13 protein-coding genes are annotated in these 19,392 nt (G+C 42.5%); 8 read left to right on the forward strand and 5 right to left on the reverse strand.

Translation table 11 applies throughout. The annotated features are described in order from the left end of the window. Positions 1-273: 273 nt before the first annotated feature. From ACK8HY_RS00365 to dctA, 6 genes are all read left to right on the forward strand, one after another. Positions 274-2,226: a gamma-glutamyltransferase family protein gene (locus tag ACK8HY_RS00365; protein ID WP_416132331.1), complete on the forward strand. Its 1,953-nt coding sequence runs from the start codon at positions 274-276 to the stop codon at positions 2,224-2,226. 75 nt (positions 2,227-2,301) lie between these two features. Further along, entirely contained in the window at positions 2,302-2,904 is a 603-nt protein-coding gene (locus ACK8HY_RS00370) for a 2'-5' RNA ligase family protein (protein ID WP_416132332.1), read from the forward strand. An 83-nt stretch (positions 2,905-2,987) separates the two neighbouring features. Beyond that, positions 2,988-4,865 carry an Nramp family divalent metal transporter gene (locus ACK8HY_RS00375; RefSeq protein WP_416132333.1) on the forward strand — a complete coding sequence of 626 codons (1,878 nt, stop codon included), beginning with the start codon at positions 2,988-2,990 and terminating at the stop codon, positions 4,863-4,865. 120 nt (positions 4,866-4,985) lie between these two features. Further along, the gene (locus tag ACK8HY_RS00380; protein WP_077436085.1) at positions 4,986-6,896 is read left to right on the forward strand and encodes a class II glutamine amidotransferase; all 1,911 of its coding nucleotides are present in this window, start codon (positions 4,986-4,988) and stop codon (positions 6,894-6,896) included. 353 nt (positions 6,897-7,249) lie between these two features. Next, positions 7,250-8,305, forward strand: a complete 1,056-nt coding sequence (locus tag ACK8HY_RS00385) for an alpha/beta hydrolase (RefSeq protein ID WP_077436087.1) — start codon at positions 7,250-7,252, stop codon at positions 8,303-8,305. Between the two features lie 4 nt (positions 8,306-8,309). After that, on the forward strand, positions 8,310-9,563 hold the full coding sequence (dctA, locus tag ACK8HY_RS00390; protein WP_077436089.1) for a C4-dicarboxylate transporter DctA: 1,254 nt from the start codon (positions 8,310-8,312) through the stop codon (positions 9,561-9,563). A gap of 251 nt (positions 9,564-9,814) precedes the next feature. Here dctA and lon read toward each other — a convergent pair whose 3' ends face one another. After that, positions 9,815-12,292 carry an endopeptidase La gene (lon, locus tag ACK8HY_RS00395; protein ID WP_416132334.1) on the reverse strand — a complete coding sequence of 826 codons (2,478 nt, stop codon included), beginning with the start codon at positions 12,290-12,292 and terminating at the stop codon, positions 9,815-9,817. A gap of 346 nt (positions 12,293-12,638) precedes the next feature. Between lon and ACK8HY_RS00400 the strand changes: the two genes are divergently transcribed. Together ACK8HY_RS00400 and ACK8HY_RS00405 are read left to right on the forward strand one after the other, a co-directional pair. After that, positions 12,639-13,289 (forward strand): tetratricopeptide repeat protein, encoded by a 651-nt coding sequence (locus ACK8HY_RS00400; RefSeq protein WP_077436093.1) that lies wholly within the window; start codon positions 12,639-12,641, stop codon positions 13,287-13,289. 210 nt (positions 13,290-13,499) lie between these two features. Continuing rightward, on the forward strand, positions 13,500-14,054 hold the full coding sequence (locus ACK8HY_RS00405) for a ferritin (protein WP_343561104.1): 555 nt from the start codon (positions 13,500-13,502) through the stop codon (positions 14,052-14,054). Positions 14,055-14,151: 97 nt separating this feature from the next. On the opposite strand, the gene ACK8HY_RS00410 is transcribed toward ACK8HY_RS00405, so the two are convergent. From ACK8HY_RS00410 to gpmI, 4 genes are all read right to left on the reverse strand, one after another. After that, the gene (locus ACK8HY_RS00410; protein WP_077436097.1) at positions 14,152-16,449 is read right to left on the reverse strand and encodes a TonB-dependent receptor; all 2,298 of its coding nucleotides are present in this window, start codon (positions 16,447-16,449) and stop codon (positions 14,152-14,154) included. A 257-nt stretch (positions 16,450-16,706) separates the two neighbouring features. After that, on the reverse strand, positions 16,707-17,054 hold the full coding sequence (locus tag ACK8HY_RS00415) for a hypothetical protein (RefSeq protein WP_139351116.1): 348 nt from the start codon (positions 17,052-17,054) through the stop codon (positions 16,707-16,709). A 166-nt stretch (positions 17,055-17,220) separates the two neighbouring features. Continuing rightward, positions 17,221-17,811 (reverse strand): hypothetical protein, encoded by a 591-nt coding sequence (locus ACK8HY_RS00420; protein ID WP_077436101.1) that lies wholly within the window; start codon positions 17,809-17,811, stop codon positions 17,221-17,223. Then, a complete protein-coding gene (gene gpmI / locus ACK8HY_RS00425) occupies positions 17,792-19,324 on the reverse strand; it encodes a 2,3-bisphosphoglycerate-independent phosphoglycerate mutase (RefSeq protein ID WP_077436103.1) in 1,533 nt (510 codons plus the stop codon). The genes ACK8HY_RS00420 and gpmI overlap by 20 nt, the downstream gene beginning before the upstream one ends. Positions 19,325-19,392 lie beyond the last annotated feature (68 nt).

The raw sequence follows: 19,392 nt of genomic DNA on the forward strand, positions 1-19,392 counted from the left end.
GATCCAATAGCGTGCCCATAGCAACTCCGGTTGGTATGGGCACGTTGTTTTTGCGAGCTCTATTTCCCTTTAAATAGGTTGTATCTCCAGTTTAACCACTGGATTTGTACCCTGGATCTGATGGATTTTTAAAAATTTGCTATCTTGTCTTCCATAAAAAATACATGTACTGCGATGCGCTAAGCCGGCCGATATCCCTGTTCAGCAAAAAGAGGGAGCCAAAGAAGAGGAAACCGAAAGGGGCGGACTTTGGGCACTAAAACAATAATAAGGATGAAAAGAAGATATATGCTATTCACTGCTTTTGTTGGAATGATGACAACATTTGCGCCAGCTCAAGGACAGACACAACGTACGGAGAAGCCACCTTTGCACGGCAAACATTGGATGGCAATTACCGGAAAACCTTTGGCAGCAACGGCCGGGGCACAGTTATTTCATCAAGGCGGTAATGCGGTGGATGCAGCCTGTGCCATGCTTGCTGCCACCTGTACCATGTGGGATGTGCTCAGCTGGGGTGGAGAAACACAGGCGTTGATCTATCATCCGAAACTAAAAAAAGTGATCGCTATCAATGCCCTCGGTGTGGCACCGACAGGGGCAACGGTTGATTTCTTTCGCTCAAAGGGCTATGAATTTCCACCAGAATACGGACCTCTCGCTGCAGTCACACCGGGTACACCGGGTGGATTATGTTATATGTTGGCTCAGTACGGTACCAAAAGCCTTGCAGAGGTACTTGCTCCGGCGCTTGAAATGGCGGCTGGTTATCCCATCGACTCGCAGACGGCCAATAGTATCGAACGGGGTAAAGCTCGCATCAAAGAATGGCCTTATAGCAAAAAGGTTTTCCTTGTCCATGAAGGCCAAGAAAGAGAAGCACCGGAAGCTGGGGAAATTTTTGTACAGCAGGATCTGCAGCAGACCTTAACCAAACTTGTTGAAGCGGAAAAGAAAGCCCTTGCAGCCGGCAAGGATCGAAAAGAAGCCATCATGGCTGCCTTCGACCGCTTCTATAAAGGTGATATCGCTGATGAATTTGTACGGGGAAGCAAAGAGCAGGGCGGCTTGATCACGAAAGAGGATCTGGCCAACTGGAGACCCATTGAAGAAGAACCTTTACACATCAATTATAAAGGGATTGATGTCTACAAACTACAGGAGTGGACGCAGGGACCCGCCATGCTGCAGAGTTTACAGCTACTGAAAAACTTCGATCTCAAAGCAATGGGCTACAACTCTGCTCCATATATACACACGATATATCAGGCCATGAACCTGTCCTTTGCAGACCGGGACTTCTATTATGGCGATCCCTACTTCCTGCCTAAGGCACCTATTCAAGGTCTATTAAGTGAAGCTTATGCCAAGGCACGCGCCGCCAGCATTGATCCGTTGCGTAACGATCCACAGGTTCTTCCCGGTGATCCTTATCCGTATGAAGGGAAGCAGAATCCTTTTACAAAGCTACTTCAACAGCGTAAAAAGCAGTTTACTCCAGACAGCGAGTCAAAAAAAGACTTTGTTCCCAAGCACGATGTGAGTTCGACTTCTTCCTTGTTATCGCTTGCGGACAGCACCTTTTTAGCCTCAGTGACTACAGATAGTCCGTATATGGATCGCTTATTACGAGGAACTACCAGTGTGGAGGCCGCGGATGCGGAAGGCTGGGTTGTTTCTATCACACCAAGTGGGGGTTGGTTGCCCGCCTGTATCGCTGGAAATACAGGGGTAGGGATGAGTCAACGTTTACAAAGTTTTGTTCTCGACTCCCTGATCAATCCTTTTAACGTGGTGGCCCCGGGCAAAAGACCGCGTGTGACGCTTACTCCAGCTTTGGCGCTAAAAGAAGGGAAACCCTATCTTTCTTTTGCAGTACAAGGTGGTGACACACAAGATCAGAACCTGTTACAATTCTTTCTGAATACAGTAGAGTTTGGCATGACGCCGCAGCAGGCCAGCGAGGCTCCAAATATCAATAGTAATCAGTTGTGGTTATCTTTGGGCGGGACCAAAATCGAAGACCGAAAACCTCGTGCCGGAAGTTTACTGCTCGATAAACGCACTCCGAAGGAAGTTGCCGAAAAATTGCAGAAAATGGGCTATAATATCCAGTTCGGTGAACGTAACAGTGGCCCGATCAACGCGATCTACTTTGATCAACAGCATGGTACACTCTGGGGCGGCAGCAGTAACAATGGGGAGGATTATGGAATTGGATGGTAGCATTAGCGTCGCATCGTTTTGTTATCTCCATCGGATTTGGTATCTTACCTACTGATCAAAAGGTGACTTTTTGTTATGGAGGGTAGTGTCAATAAATATTCGTTTGTTTTTCAGCCTGATGAGGCGGGTTTGGTATTGGTCGATGGATTAAAGCAGCAGTTGAGAGCAGCATTGGCGGCGGAATTTCCAGACAAAGAAAAGGGCTGGTACCATAGTTGTAATTCCAAAGCTCATGTGACTATTTGTGCTTTTACAGGAAATGAGGATACGTTGATACGGGCTACTGAAGTTCTGCAGCAGGCGCTGTTATATGAACGTAGTCAATATGTTTATTTTGATCATTTTTCTTCTTTTGCAGATGGGGCCTTTTATATTGCCCCAACAGTACATGCGCGAAGTTACCTCAAGGATCGAGCCCGAAAAGTTGTAAATACTTTAAGCTCGTTTGATCTGATCGAGATCAGTGATGAACCTCATATATCTATCGGGCGTAGGCTGGAACCGGAGCGACTGGAAATCGCAAAAAAACTACTACGTTCGGTTGATCTGAGTTTTATGTGTGCCGGAGTGCATATCCGCCGCTTCAATCCCGATATGGGGCAGTACGAGCCTGTTGATTTTGTTAAATTCGGAAATCAATCGAAAGAAAGCTCGGGCCAACTTACAATTAAATTCTAATTATATGGCTGTTTAATTGCCTAATATTGTAAAGCTTTTTATCTTTAGCCCTAGCAATAAAATATATTGTCCTCATGTAAGCTATGCATCACGACGACTCCCATCATAAATCATTATCCGATATCCACGAAAGTGTCGATGTCAATAAAGGAAAATCCAAGTTCAAAAAGATACTCAGTTTTTTTGGTCCCGCCTATCTGATCAGTGTAGGCTATATGGACCCGGGCAACTGGGCGACGGACCTCGCTGGAGGAAGTCAGTTTGGCTATGCGCTGATCTGGGTCTTACTGATGAGTAATATTATGGCCTTATTGCTTCAAAATCTTTGTGCCCGTTTGGGGATTGTGCGGGGTAAGGATCTGGCGCAATGTAATCGCGAGACCTACCCCAAGCGGATGAATTTTGTGCTATATATTTTGGCTGAAATTGCCATAGCCGCCTGTGATCTGGCCGAAGTATTGGGAATGGCTATTGGTCTTAACCTCTTGTTTGGTATTGATTTGCTCTGGGGGGTATTGATCAGTTTTGCCGATACCTTTCTGTTGCTCTACTTGCAGAAGCTCGGAATGCGCAAGATGGAACTGTTCATTATCGGCTTAATTTCCCTGATCGGTATGTGTTTTTTGGTGGAGATGTTTCTGGCCAAACCTGATTTTGCGGAGGTGGCCACAGGTTTTATCCCGAGTATTCCCAATAGCGCTGCGCTCTATATTGCAATTGGTATTATCGGTGCTACTGTCATGCCACACAATCTCTATCTGCATTCCGCTCTGGTACAGACCCGAAAGATTGACCGTAATGAAGTCTCCATACAAAAATCGCTAAAGTATAATTTTTGGGATAGTGCCATTGCCTTAAATCTGGCATTTCTGGTTAATGCTGCAATTCTTATTCTTGCAGCATCGGTCTTTCATAAGAACGGTATGCACGATGTCGCCGAACTTGAAGACGCTTATCATCTATTGGGCAATTTACTTGGCACTGAATGGGCATCGAAGTTATTTGCTGTGGCATTGATTCTGGCCGGACAGAGTTCCACGGTAACCGGTACCTTGGCTGGTCAGATTGTAATGGAAGGCTATCTAAGACTGCGTATCAGTCCAACACTTCGTCGCATTATTACACGGCTTTTGGCAATTATACCTGCTGTTTTGGTGATCTTGATCTCTGGCGAAGGGCGGGTAGGACAGTTGTTGATCTTCAGTCAGGTCATCCTGAGTATGCAGCTGGCCTTTGCGGTCATTCCCTTGATTCATTTTGTCAGTGATAAAGCCAAGATGGGCATTTTCGCCATTAAACCATTGACTAAAACATTTGCATGGCTGATTGCTGCAGTGATTGCGGTGTTGAATTTTAAGCTGGTGTACGATGAGGTCAGCGGCTGGATCATTGAAGCAAACAATCCTTTGGTCACAGTGTTACTTGTTCTAGGAGCCCTTGGGCTGTTATTTTTGCTGATTATGACGGTATTAATTCCTATTATGCGTAAATCAAAACCGATTGAATTGGAAATTCATCCACCATTTGAGGCCTTACATTTTGAGGACAGGGGTTCTTTCAAGAAGGTGGTGGTCGCGTTGGATTTCTCCAGCTCAGATCAGAAAGTGATTCAGTATGCTTTGCAGCTGTCGCATGCTGATACCAGTTTTGTCGTTGTCCATATTGTCGAAAGTGCCTCTGTTAAATATACAGGAGAGTCTACCGATGATTTTGAGTCGCGACAAGATATGGAACGGCTGAAGCTATATGCAGACTTTTTATTGTCCAAAGGACATCAGACGGAATATGAACTTGGTTACAACAACCGGATCAAAAGTATTGCCGAAGTTTGTGAAAAATACCATGCAGATCTCTTGGTTGTGGGAAGCCACGGTCACACCGGCGTCAAAGATTTTGTGTTTGGAGAGACAGTAAACAAGTTGCGCCATGCTGTGAAAGTTCCGGTTTTTATCGCACAATAGGGCATAGAAACCTATCCCGAAGAGACAGTGTCGATTCACTGTAATTTTATTATGGAAAAAGTGTGGGGAGGGATCGGTAAGTTCTAAATAATTCTTATTTTTGCGTCATCAAATCAAGATATGAGCGACGCTATTAAACACGAGTGCGGAATCGCACTAATTCGCCTGTTAAAACCCTTATCTTATTATCAGGAAAAATATGGTACGCCATTCTATGGCATCAACAAATTGTACCTATTAATGGAAAAACAGCACAACCGTGGACAAGACGGGGCTGGAATTGCAACCATTAAATTTGATGTTAAACCTGGAAATCGTTACATTTCGCGTTACAGAGCTATGGGCTCCTCTGCTGTGGCAGATATATTCGAATATGTACAGAAAAAATTTGCTTCTGTTCAGAAGGCATTTCCGGATGAATCAAAGGATACCCAATGGTTAAAAGATAATGTCAGTTTTACAGGAGAAGTACTTTTAGGACATTTGCGTTATGGAACGCATGGAAAGAACAGTATCGAAAGCTGTCACCCATTTTTAAGACAAAACAATTGGATGTCACGCAATCTTGTTGTTGCGGGTAACTTCAACATGACCAATGTGGATGAACTCTTGCAACAACTGTATGAGTTGGGACAACATCCAAAGGAAAAAGCGGATACTGTAACCGTTTTGGAAAAAATTGGACATTTCTTAGATGATGAAAACCAGGATCTTTTCGATCAGTTCAAAAAAGAAGGATATTCCAACGTTGAGATCAGTTCATTGATTGCCAAAAATATTGATGTTTCCAAGATCCTTAAGCGTTCCGCTAAGACCTGGGACGGTGGTTATACCATTGCCGGTATCTTTGGGCACGGGGATGCATTCGTGATGCGTGACCCTGCAGGTATCCGTCCGGCATTCTATTACCAAGATGAAGAAATTTTGGTTGTAGCTTCGGAAAGGCCTGTTATCCAAACTGCTTTCAATGTGCCTATTGGTGCCGTTAAAGAAATTAAACCGGGACATGCCTTGATCGCGAAAAAAGACGGAACTGTATCGCAGGAGATGTTTAGACAACCTGTTGAACAACGTTCTTGCTCTTTTGAACGTATCTATTTCTCCCGTGGATCGGATGCTGATATCTATAAAGAACGTAAAGAACTGGGTAGATTATTGGTACCGCAGGTATTGGAATCTGTCAAAAGTAATATTAAGAATACGGTATTTTCCTTTATCCCTAATACAGCCGAAGTATCGTACTACGGTTTGATGGATGGTATCAATACCTACGTTAGGGATTTCCAGAAAGAGACCTTATTAAAACGGGCTGATAAAATTTCTGACGAGGAGTTGGACGAAATCCTAAGCATCAAACCACGCTTTGAAAAGCTGAACGTAAAAGATGCCAAATTGCGTACTTTCATTACGCAAGATGCGGATCGTACAGATATGGTACAACATGTGTATGATACCACTTATGGTATTGTTAAGGATCATGAAGATACCATCGTTGCAATCGATGACTCCATTGTACGGGGAACAACGTTGAAGCAAAGTATCCTCACGATCTTGGATCGTTTGAATCCGAAGAAAATTGTGATCGTTTCCTCGGCGCCTCAAATCCGTTATCCGGATTGTTACGGTATCGATATGTCGCGTATGGGTGAATTCGTTGCATTCGAAGCAGCGATCAATCTGTTGAAGCAACGTGGTATGGCACATATTATTGATGAGGTGTATCAAAAATGTCTCTTGTCGATGACCCAAGATGTCAATGAAATCGAAAACCATGTGAAAGCCATTTATGCGCCATTTACAGACGAGGAGATTTCTGAAGAAATTGGCCGTATCGTCAGACCGCATCATTTGAAAGCTGAGCTAGAGGTGGTGTATCAGACATTGGACAACCTACATAAAGCATGTCCGGCTCATAGCGGAGATTGGTACTTCTCTGGTAATTATCCTACTCCAGGTGGGAACAAGGTTGTTAATAAAGCCTATATGAACTGGATTGAAGGTAAAAATGTACGTGCATACTTCAGTAGCTAAGTTTAAAGATATCAAGAGAAGGGGGCGTTCTATATATAGAATGCCCCCTTTTTTTCTTCCATCTTATTTTATTTAAGCACGAAGTCTTTTTTACCTTCAAGGCCAATGGGCTCCCTATTTATTTTTGGATATCTCGTATTCTTTTCAACCTCTTTTTTAGTATTCACATCCCTGAGATTGCTTTTGCATTTTGTACAGTTTCTTTTTTTTATATATTCGTAATACGAATTGATTATTAAGATGCAGTGCATCAGAATTTAATTGCTGTATTTTGCCAATATATACTTTGATGATTCAGTCGACCTTTTACCTTAACGAAATTGTGGTTTTTAACAGTGTAAATAAATAGCTCCATGAGAGGACAACTTTACTATCTTTTTCTTCTTTTTTCGATGGTTTCCTGTGGGATAAGCCATAATGTGCCCAAGGGGCCTTATCCCAATTCGTTTGACAAACCGAATATTGTGAATTCATTTGTGGATCAGAATGGGAACTTTTATCCCGACAATTGGCGAAAGACTTATGGTGAGCCACCCAAGAGCGGTGATATCAATGCCTATTCGCTAATGAAAATCGCAACTGAGAAGGGGATAGAAAACCAGTTGAAAGGTTTTGAGAAGACCCGGATGTTGGCAATAAGCAGTAAAGTAAAGGCAAAAGATCGTGTATTTATATTTGTACATGGTTTCAATGCACCATCAAATGAGGTCAACGAGAGTTATGAGTATATGCGCAAATTACTAAAACTCAATACCAATAAAGATGAGGTTGTTAAATTCTACTGGGATGGTTTGCATACGACCAATCCCTTTGGCGGGGCGAAGGTTTGGTTTTCGGCGACCTCTTTTAGCCAGATGGCGGGTGAGTTTGGGTTGCGTAACCTGTTGAACAGCATCAGCAACAAAAAGATTTTCCTCATTTCACATAGTCGTGGAGCATCGGTTGTACTAAGTGCATTGAGCAATGCGACCTTTAGTGAAAGTTTTGCCAAAGGAACCTTAGTGAACCATAATGTAGACGTTGATGCAGCAAAAAAGCTAGCTGAAAACGGGAATGAGATTACCTGTATAATGCTTGCGCCAGCCATAGGCCTTGATGATTTTAAGATCAAGGATCTCACGACAGGAACAGATTCATTCTGCAGCCTAAGCAAACAGGTCAAGCGGATCCATATCACGGTCAATAATACAGATGTGATGTTAAAGAAATTTGTTGGATTTTTGTCAAATAAACTAAGAGCGACTGATCTAGGCTATAAATCCAATGTATGCGATGAATTGGTAAAATATTATCCGATTATGAAGTATACGGATTTTACAGGTATGAAAAGCCATGATTTTAATAAATACATCCGAAACCCCAAATTTAAAACGATGTTGAAAGCAGAGGGTATTGCCGTTAATCGTTAGCACAATGAAGCATATTTTTAAGAGTCTCTATTTTCAGGTTATTGTCGGTATATTGATCGGTATTTTCTGTGGGGTCTATTTCCCGGACTTTGCCGTTAAGCTAAAGCCGCTGGGTGATGTCTTTATCAAGTTGATCAAGATGGTGATAGCGCCACTGATCTTTAGTTCTATCGTGATTGGTATCGCCGGGATGCAGGACGTGAAAAAAGTAGGCAAGATCGGACTGACGTCGATAATCTATTTTGAAGTGATGACTACCATTGCCTTGATCATCGGTTTGGTTTTTGTGAATGTAATTCAGCCCGGTAAGGGTATGAATGCTGATCTGGCAAGTCTAGATATCTCTTCTGTATCACATTATATCGCCGAGTCCAAGAAACCCCATAGTTTCATGGATTTTATCATGGATATTATTCCGGAGAATGTTATTGCATCAGTTGCGTCAGACAATATATTGCAGGTATTGGTTTTTGCGGTGCTCTTTGGCATAGGGATGACCAAGATCGGCCACAAAGCCGCTGAACCCGTTATCAATGTGTTGCAGTCTTTTCTAAAGGTACTTTTCTCCATTATTAAAATGGTGATGTACCTGGCGCCATTGGGGGCCATGGGAGCGATGGGATTTACCATAGGTAAGTTTGGAATTCAGGCTTTGACCAAACTGGGTATGTTAATGTTAAGTTTCTATCTGACCTGTTTTATCTTTATTGTCATTGTCATCGGCGCGGTATTATATTTCTATCTTAAGGTTAATATTTTCAAATTTCTGAAATACATCAAAGACGAGATTCTGATTGTATTGGGAACATCTTCTTCGGAGTCCGCATTGCCGGGCATTATGCAAAAAATGGAGGATGCGGGTTGTGCGAAGTCTGTCGTTGGATTGGTGATCCCAACCGGGTATTCTTTTAATCTCGACGGAACGAGTATCTACCTAACGATGGCAGCGGTGTTTATTTCGCAGGCACTGAATATGCACCTGAGCTTACAGCAGGAAATTACCCTGTTGTTGGTCCTATTGCTAACTTCCAAGGGGGCTGCGGGTGTCACAGGAAGTGGTTTTGTGACTTTGGCGCTGACCTTACCAGTTGTCGGGCATGTGCCTGTGGAGTCTGTGGCATTGGTATTTGGAGTGGACCGGTTTATGAGTGAAGCGCGCGCCATCACCAATCTGATTGGCAATTCGGCTGCAACACTCGTGATTTCCAAATACGAAAATAGCTTGGACGAGGAAGTGCTCCAGGAGAAACTTGGCTGATACTGCCTCAGATGAACACGGAGGTTAGCTTGATCATTCTACCCAATGGTACCTGTTTTTACAGGAATGGTTAGTTCAAAACGAAAGATCAGAGCTGTTTTTGCATTGACGAGTTGAAGCAAGATAGTGAGGATAATGGAAAGGTTAACCTAAAAACAGTACAGGATACAAATAGCATAAAAAAACGGGGCGCCAATGCTTTTTGGACGCCCCGTTTTCTGAATAATTTTGTCTGATCCCTCAATAAGAAATTAAGCTTCTTTTTTCGGGTTTTCAATACCTTGGGTTAGATCCAAAGCACCAGCTACTTTTTCTTTAAGAAGTGCAAGTTTGATTACTTGTGCCATCTCGGTGACATAATGGAACTGCATATCTTTAATATAGTCTTCCTTGATTTCAAGGATATCTTTTTCGTTGGATTTGCAAAGGATAATCTCTTTGATATTTGCACGTTTGGCCGCAAGGATCTTTTCTTTGATACCACCTACCGGTAATACTTTTCCGCGCAGCGTAATTTCCCCGGTCATAGCCAGTTTCTCTTTGACCTTATGTTGTGTAAATAAAGAAGTCAGTGCCGTTAACATCGTTACTCCGGCGGATGGACCATCCTTAGGAATGGCACCTGCAGGAACGTGGATATGAATATCCCAATGGTCGAATACTCGATAGTCAATACCGAAATCAGCCGCATGAGCTTTTAAGTAGGCCAATGCAATAGAGGCAGATTCTTTCATGACATCACCAAGATTACCTGTCAGGCTCAAGCGCCCTTTACCGGGGCTTAGGGATGATTCGATAAACAGAATATCACCGCCTACGGAAGTCCAGGCCAGGCCTGTCACTACACCGGCAACATTGTTGTTTTCGTAGATATCTTTATCAAAGATCGGAGCGCCTAGGATATCCACAACATCCTGATCGTTGATACTTGGATTATAATCCTTTTCCATGACAATACGTGTCGCAATACCACGGACGATAGAACCAATTTTCTTCTCCAGTCCACGTACGCCTGATTCGCGGGTATAGTCTTCGATGATTTTTTCAATGATTTTACCTTTCAGGGCAACGTCTTTGGATGCCATACCGTGCATTTCACGTTGTTTCGGAAGCAGGTGTTTTTTCGCAATCTCAATCTTTTCCTCAATGGTATATCCGTTGACTTCGATAATCTCCATACGGTCCAGTAAAGCGGGCTGGATGGCACTTAGCGAATTGGCGGTTGCAATAAACATCACTTTGGACAGGTCAAACTCCATTTCCACATAATGATCGTAGAAATGTGTGTTTTGCTCCGGATCCAATACCTCAAGTAGGGCAGAAGAAGGATCACCTTTGAAATCTGCACTCATTTTATCGATCTCATCCAGGATAAAGACCGGATTGGCAGCACCTGCTTTTTTCAGCGATTGGATAATACGGCCTGGCATTGCACCGATGTACGTTTTACGGTGGCCTCTGATTTCAGCTTCGTCACGTACACCACCCAGCGCCATGCGGGTATATTTACGTCCCAATGCTTTAGCGATAGATCGTCCTAAAGAGGTTTTCCCGACTCCAGGAGGGCCTATCAAACAGAGGATCGGGGCTTTCATATCATTTTTTAATTTTAATACAGCAAGGTACTCAATGATACGTTTTTTGACTTTTTCCAATCCATAGTGATCCTTGTCCAGCACTTTTTGTGCTTTATTCAAGTCAAAATTGTCTTTGGTTGTTTCATTCCAAGGCAAATCAAGAAGCAGTTCAAGATAATTTAGTTGCACAGAATAATCTGCTGCCGCCGGATTGATACGTGAAAGCTTTTCGAGCTCCTTGTTGAAATGCTTTTCGACATCGAGACTCCATTTTTTTGTCTTACCGCGTTTTTTGAGTTCTTCGAGTTCAAGATCAGGTGTATTTCCACCGAGTTCCTCTTGAATGGTTTTCAATTGTTGGTTGAGGAAATAATCCCGTTGTTGCTTGTCCAGGTCTACACGAACCTTATTCTGGATCTGATGTTTCAGTTCCAGCATCTGGATTTCGGTGGTCAACAGTTCCAACAAAAGTTTTGCACGGTTTTCAACTTTTGGGATTTGAAGTAGCTCTTGTTTTTTGATCATTTCGACATTGATGTTGGACGAAATAAAGTTGATCAGAAAAGAGGGGCTTTCGATATTTTTGATCGCTATACCGGCTTCGCTGGGAAGATTCGGTGAAAGCTGAATGATCTGCAATGCCATTTCTTTCAAGGTGGAGATTGTCGCCTTAAAATGTTTGGTCATCTTTGGTTTTGCCTCATTGAATTTTTCGACGCGTGCCTTTAGGTAAGGTTCGGTTTCTACAATCTCTACCAGGTTAAAACGTTGCTTTCCCTGAATGATAACCGTCGTGTTTCCGTCCGGCATCTGGAGCACTTTGATAATGTGAGCAACCGTACCCACTTTATTCAGTTCTTCAAAGCCAGGGTCCTCGACGGTCATATCCTTTTGCGAGACTACACCAATTGTTTTGTTCCCTTTATAGGCTTCTTTTACCAATTTGATAGATTTATCCCGCCCTACAGTAATCGGAATGACAACACCGGGAAATAAAACGGTATTGCGCAAAGGCAAAATAGATAATGCTTCTGGAATTTCAGCATTTGCCATATCGTCTTCATCCTGCTGTGTCAAAAGGGGGAAGAATTCTGTATCTTCCGTTACGATTGGAATAGCCTGACTGAAATCAAAAGTTTCGAATTTGCTCATAGTGTTTATTTTGTGTATTTGGCAGTCGCTGACATGTTGTCAATCGACGTTCAAATTTTAAACTTCAAATGTTGTTTCCCCTATATTGCAAGGGAAGTGCCAATTGCTAAAAGGTAGCAAAATTACAAATCTATTTTCTAGAATATGCAAAAAAGGCAGGTTAAATAAAATTTATCTGCCATTTGTTGGATAAATAGGCATAATAATTGTAATATTGGAATGTGAAAGAATAGACGATGGCAGATTCTTGCAAGAGATAAAGCAATAGGGCTATTTTTTCTTAGGATAATAAACGGTCAGTAATGATCATTAATAACGTACATAGAAACAACGTAACTATTTAGATATGAACTTAAAATCACTTAAATTAGGTTTGTTCACAGGAGTTTTTGCTTTGGTCGCACTTAGTGCCAATGCACAACAAAAACAAGCTGAGCATAGCAATGCCAATGTGAGAATGGGGCAAAAAGCTCTTTTGGATGGTGACTTCAAAAATGCAGAGTCATACTTGACAAAAGCTTTACCTCAGGAGGGCAAAGATCCGGATGTCTTGTATATGTTGGGTTACTCCCAATTTCAAAATGGTGATTATAAAAAGTCAGCTGAAACTTTCGGAAAGGTTGTTGCATTGAGTCCTAAAAATGCAAATGCATTGTACTTCAAAGCGAAAGCGAACAACACTCTTGCTGTTCAGTCAAACAAAGTGTCTGCAGCTAACAAAGAGCAGTTATTACGCGTAGCAATTGAAGATTATTCAAAAGCAATTCAAATCACCCCTACGGATTCCAAATTCTATCAAAATAGAGCGATCGCAAACCGCGATTTGGGTATTTTGATTGGAACAGCGGGTACACCTAATTACAACAAAGCAATGGCGACCGATGCTTATAATAATGCGATCAAGGATTACGAAAAAGTATTGAGTTTTGATTCTTCTAAAAAAGATATCCAAACAGAAGTCAAAAAAGCAAAAGTGTATAGAGATAACTTGAAATAAGCTTATCAATCTATAGCATAAAAAGGGGAGCTCATTGAGTTCCCCTTTTTATTTGCTCAATTGACTCAGATATTTCCCAGTTATTCTCGCAGTCAATTCTGCCCTCTGTATCTTCGATCTGATCCAGCTGCTGTATGTTGCATTTGATAAATTTACAAACGAAAAGTAGGGAAATTCTGTTCTATACTTGAATCAACAGGAATTTAGTATATGGAAACGAATCGATTGTCAGCAGAAATGCAGGACATTTTAATCAGTCAGATGACAAAAGAAGCTGAAGCAGCGCAAATTTATTTGGCGTTGGGTGTATGGGCCGATGATCAGGGCTACGGTGGAATTGCCAATTTTCTATATCGGCATGCGCAGGAGGAACGCAATCATATGACAAAAATTATGGGTTACATCCTCGAGCGCGGCGGGCGTCCCCGAATTCAGGCCATTGCTGCCCCACCGGCTGATCCCCAAAGCCTAACTGAATGTTTCCAACGGGTATTTAAACACGAGGTGGACAACACCGAAGCTATTTATCGTATTGTCAATCTCGCTATGGAACAGAAAGACTGGGCGACATGGAACTTTGCCCAATGGTTTGTCAAAGAACAGATCGAAGAGGAAAAACTTGCTCTTGAATTAATTGATAAATTGAAGATAGCGGGCGGGGACCGGGCTTCGGATGAGTCGCTTTTTGCATTGGATTCGTCCTTAGAGCGGATGCCCGACGATGTGCCTTTGGCCCGTGAGGCAACGGCCGATGACCCCAAATAATGTCAAGTAGCCTACTCTTGGATCATTTGAATGGACGGGGATAGGCCTCAAAAGAAATCAGGGATCCTTTTGGATCCCTGATTTTTTATAGGGCGTTTTATTTTTTTATGCTGAGTGGGAGGTAGACGCCGAAAGTAATATTCCTTCCCATATTGTAAACCCCGTAGCTTGGGTCCTCCTGCGATAACCTTCCTGGGCGTAACCTGCTCAGGGCGTCATAATAGCGTTTGTTGGTAAGGTTAGATGCAGTTGCATATACCTTCACTGGTTGTTTTCCTAAATGTAAGGTAGTACCTATTCCGGCATTGATCAATGAATATGAATCTGCAGCCGTTTCGAAAGTTTCGTCAATACGGTTTTGTTTAAAATAATTGTCTAAACCTACGGATACGTAAAACGCATGTAGGCCATTTATCTTGGGTTCGAGGCGCAGGGTATTATGTAAGACACCTGCAGGAATCAATGCCAGCGGCCTGTCGAAGGTCTTGTTTTGCGCATGGGTATAGGTAAATGTGTTATCTAGATGTACCCAGTTGAGCGGATGGAAGTTTAGGCTCCCTTCGAAACCAAAAAGATTGGCATTTACTTGGCCATAACGATAGACATCATAGGTCTGTTCATTATTATCCTCATCGAGGATTGTTTTCGTATCGCCTTTTTTTGCTGAGGCATAGATAAAATTATGAATATAATTTTCATAAATACCGATGCTGCCCGTTACTATACTATGTCCAAATTCAAGGGTTGCGTCTGCCTGAAAACTACGCTCCGCTTTCAGGTTCTCGTTCCCGATTTCGTAGCGGGAAGTTCCTTCGTGCACACCGTTTGAGCCAAGTTCCGCAGGATTAGGTGCCCTAAAGGCTGACCCTGCATTGGCTTTGAAATTGAAATCTTCACTGAAGCTATGTGTATACCCAAGGGCACCGCTAAGATTGCTGAACCTGTTTTTAAATCCTGGAAATTGCTCCTCATCTTCAACAAAAAGCTGTTTGCCCTTGCTATTGACGTAATCATAACGAAGTCCCATGTTGAAGGTATTCTCTCCCCAGGTTTTCTTGGCGTAAGCAAAAGCTCCTAGCTCGATCTGATCATAAGCAGGGATCAAAAATTCGACTCCCTTGTTGATGCTATGTTCCTGACTAGCACTGATACCAAAGACATGCTGCCAGCCATTCCTTTCAGCCAGGTGATACTTCGCATCAAGCGAGTAGGTGTTTAAATCAAAAAATAAGGAAGGACTTGCGCTTTCAAGTTCGCGACGCTGATTTTTTTGGAAGCCCAAATCCAGTTTTAAATTTCCCGAGCCGATCACAAAATTATTATTGAGTGCGAGTTTATAATGACGGATATCCTGTTTCGGAAAATCCAGGGTACGGCTTTTGGAGTTGTTGTATAGAGGATCTCCAGGCTCGGCATCATAAAAACCGATGTTATTTTTGAGGTAAGAGAAATTTAGATGTGAATATCCCCATTGTTTATTTAACCCCAGCATTCCACTAAGGTTGGTGTTATTAAAACCACTATTGATATAGTGTCCAGCAGGTGTATTGTAGGCATGGGCATTCTGATAAGATCCACGTCCCCGCCATACGAAGCCATTTTCGTTTCCTGTAAGCATCAATGAAGTATTGGTCAGGCCATTGTTGGTCGAATAGCTGGACAGCAGTTCTCCTTTTATTTCCCCCGCAGTAGGGACACTTGGTTCGAGGATATTGATGACACCACCGATGGCATCTGAGCCATACATCAGTGAAGCTGCTCCCCGCAGAACTTCTACTCGGTCGGGTTGATTTTGGTCGATCTCAATACCATGTTCGTCTCCCCATTGCTGGCCCATTTGTTTTACCCCATCGTTGACAGTGACAACCCGGTTGTAGCCAAGGCCGCGGATGACTGGTTTGGAAATGCCCTGTCCCGTTGTTACCTGGCTCAGTCCAGGAACCTGGCGAGCTAGTGCGTCAATGAGATTTGTCCCAGCACCTTGTAGTTCTTCTTTGGATACAACGGAAACCGAAGTGCTATTTCGACGGCTTTGCGCTGTAACGAGTGTGCCCGTTACTACCACTTCGTTTGTCTCGATAATACTTTCAGTCAACGAAAAGTCTACTGAGACGTCCTCCGATGTCAGCTCTATTGTTTTGATCAGTGATTGGTAACCAATAAAACGCACTTCAACGAGATAACGTCCGCGTGAAGGAAGTGATTTGAATGTGTAATGACCCTGTTGGTCCGAAGAGGTACTTGAGCGCAGCTGGAGCAAAGATATGGTTGCCCCCGCTATTGGTTGATTTGTTTTTGAATCCGTCACTTTGCCCGAAATGGTCGCGGCCTGAACAGAAAATAGCAAGAAATAGAAGACAAGCAAACATATGCTGCCTTTGATTTTGAGTTTCATCTGTAACTAGTTTATACCATCAGTAGATGGCGCCTATTCACCTGATAACCGACCTTATTGGATCTGTATTTCCATCAGTTATGAAAATAGCTGTCAATAGGGATGGATTCATCAAATGAATCGCTGATTGTTAAATTAAGGGAAATCCATTATGATTACGTCCGCAGCAATTGCTAGAAAGTCTGGCTTGAAGTGTATTGTAATCATAGTGAACAAAGTTTTCATGGATAACTTTGTCGTAGCATATTGGATGAAATTTAACAATGAGGAGGGCCGCGATTACCAGATAGCAGCGCGTTGATCATCTGGTCGTTTGGTACAAAGAAGCCAAATGCTATTTCCAGTTCGGGAAGCAGAATTTCATTTTGGCTAAACTGAAAGAGCAACTGTGGGTGTGCATTCTGATCACAAATGGAACATTTTGGATGGTCTGCATGATGTTTTTTCGCGCTACAGTCCACCGTACTCAAGGCTATCGGCTCGTGGGAATGGGTATAGACAATGAACTGACCGATTAAAAAGGCCATCAAAAGCGTAAACGCTGCTAATTTGTTCAATGGAATACCGCGCACCTTATTCTTCTTATACGATGTCTCTGCAGACAATCAATACCGCAAATATAAGGAAAATTATAAATAAAGCAATCATGTTGCATCTATTATTAAAAAAAGAACCAAAAGCCGTGCTGTAGCAGCCCCAAAAAGCTAGACGGTTTTAGGGACAGCATTTTGGGATTGGTCCTTTTTTATTGAAACTTTTTTGGTTTCAGTATTATTTTTTGGACTGTACAAATCGTCCAATAATTTCATATTGATTGGCGTCAAGCCCTTGTACGTCTTGGAGTTTTATGATACTGTACAATGAATCGATATAATAATCCAGTTTTTCATTGCTATCATAAAGGGAGTTCGCTATTTTTTTATCGATATGTATATGTTTCACGCGCTCATTTTTACGATCAAACTCGATGCGGAGTTTCTGTATCTGCAATTCTTTCTTTTTGGCGGTAAATTCCGTTACGCAATCTATGGCTTTGACCTCATAAAGCGTGGGATCAAAATTCTTGCTGATATCCGCGGACTGGAAAGCCGAAAGTTCATTTTGCCAGTTTTCGATCTTGAGTTCACGTTGTTCCTTTTCGCCGTCTTTGTTGACAGATTTTAACACCAAGGGGTTGATCTGCTGCAGGCGTTGTGCTTCGGCGCTGAAAAAAGAGTCTACCGAAAAGATATCCGTCGTCTTTTTAGCTTTTTTTGGGCCTGAGGGGGAACTGCAGCTCCAAAAAAGTAGCGCACCACCCACTAATAGGGGAAGTGCGCTGCCTAATGTTTTATATAAATTCTTATTCTGATACCAATACATTTCCTGTCATTTCAACGGGGATATCTACGCCCAAAAGTTTGAGGACGGTTGGGGCAATATCTCCCAATTTACCATCTGCTATTTTTTTGTACTGCTCATCAATCAAGATGCAGGGAACCAAATTTGTTGTATGTGCTGTATTTGGTGAGCCATCCTCGTTGATCATAAATTCTGAATTACCGTGATCGGCCAAAATGATAAAGGAGTAGCCATTTTTCAATCCTGTTTCCACTACAGTTTTTGTGCATTGATCCACTGTCTCTACTGCTTTTACGACAGCCTCAAATACACCGGTATGGCCTACCATATCTGGATTGGCGAAATTGAGACAGATAAAGTCAGGTTGCAGCGTTTCCATATCATTGACGATCGCTTCGGTAATTCCGTTGGCCGACATCTCTGGTTGAAGATCGTAAGTTGCTACCTTTGGTGAAGGCACCAAAAGTCGGTTTTCACCTTCGAATTGTTGCTCACGGCCACCTGAAAAGAAGAATGTCACGTGCGGATACTTTTCTGTTTCGGCAATACGGGTCTGCGTTTTATGATTTGCTTCCAAAACTTCACCGAGTGTATTTGTTAGATTATCTTTTTGGAAAACAACACGTACATTTTTGAAGGTTTCATCATACGCTGTCATGGTGACATAGTATAGATTTAATGGAGCAAGATCATACTCAGGGAAAGCTTTTTGAGTCAGTGCAATGGTAATTTCACGGCCACGGTCCGTCCTGAAATTATAGCAGAACACAACATCACCGTCCTGAATGGTCGCTACAGCTTTACCCTCAGCATCAACTAATGCAATTGGTTTAACAAATTCGTCCGTCACGCCCTCATCGTATGATTTCTGGATAGCAGCAACGAGGTCACTGGATTTTTCACCTTCGGCTTTCACCAATAGGTCGTAAGCTAACTTAACGCGTTCCCATCTGTTGTCCCGGTCCATTGCATAATATCTGCCGATGGCCGAAGCGAAGGTGCCTGAGGTAGTTTTTAGATATTCCTGTAGATCTTTGACATAGCCGATGCCTGAATTGGGGTCTGTATCACGACCGTCTAGGAAGGCATGGATAAATACCTGGTCACTGTTTAACCCGGCATGTTTTGCGGCATCACAAAGGCCTTTCAGGTGTTTGGTATGTGCATGTACGCCACCATCGGAAAGTAAGCCGATAAAGTGTACTTTTTTATGGTTTTCAAGTGCATATTTAAAGGCATCCTGGATAACGATATCTGTATTGAATACACCGTCATTTACAGCTTTGTGAATACGTCCTAATTCTTGATAGACAATTCTTCCGGCACCAAGATTCATGTGACCAACTTCAGAATTTCCCATCTGTCCCTCTGGAAGGCCTACAGCTTCGCCCGAAGCTTCCAGCGTTGAATTTGGGTATGTGTCCAATAAGTGATCTAAAAATGGGGTATTTGCAGCTTCAACTGCATTTGATTTATCATGTTTTCCATATCCTAGTCCGTCCAGGATAAGGAGTGCAACTTTTTTCTTATTCATCGTATAACAAAGATAACCTTAATTTTAGAATCTATCAATGTATCTTTAAAATCTTCCCTTGTTTATCC

This window comes from Sphingobacterium sp. NGMCC 1.201703 (assembly GCF_047784615.1).
Lineage (GTDB): Bacteria > Bacteroidota > Bacteroidia > Sphingobacteriales > Sphingobacteriaceae > Sphingobacterium.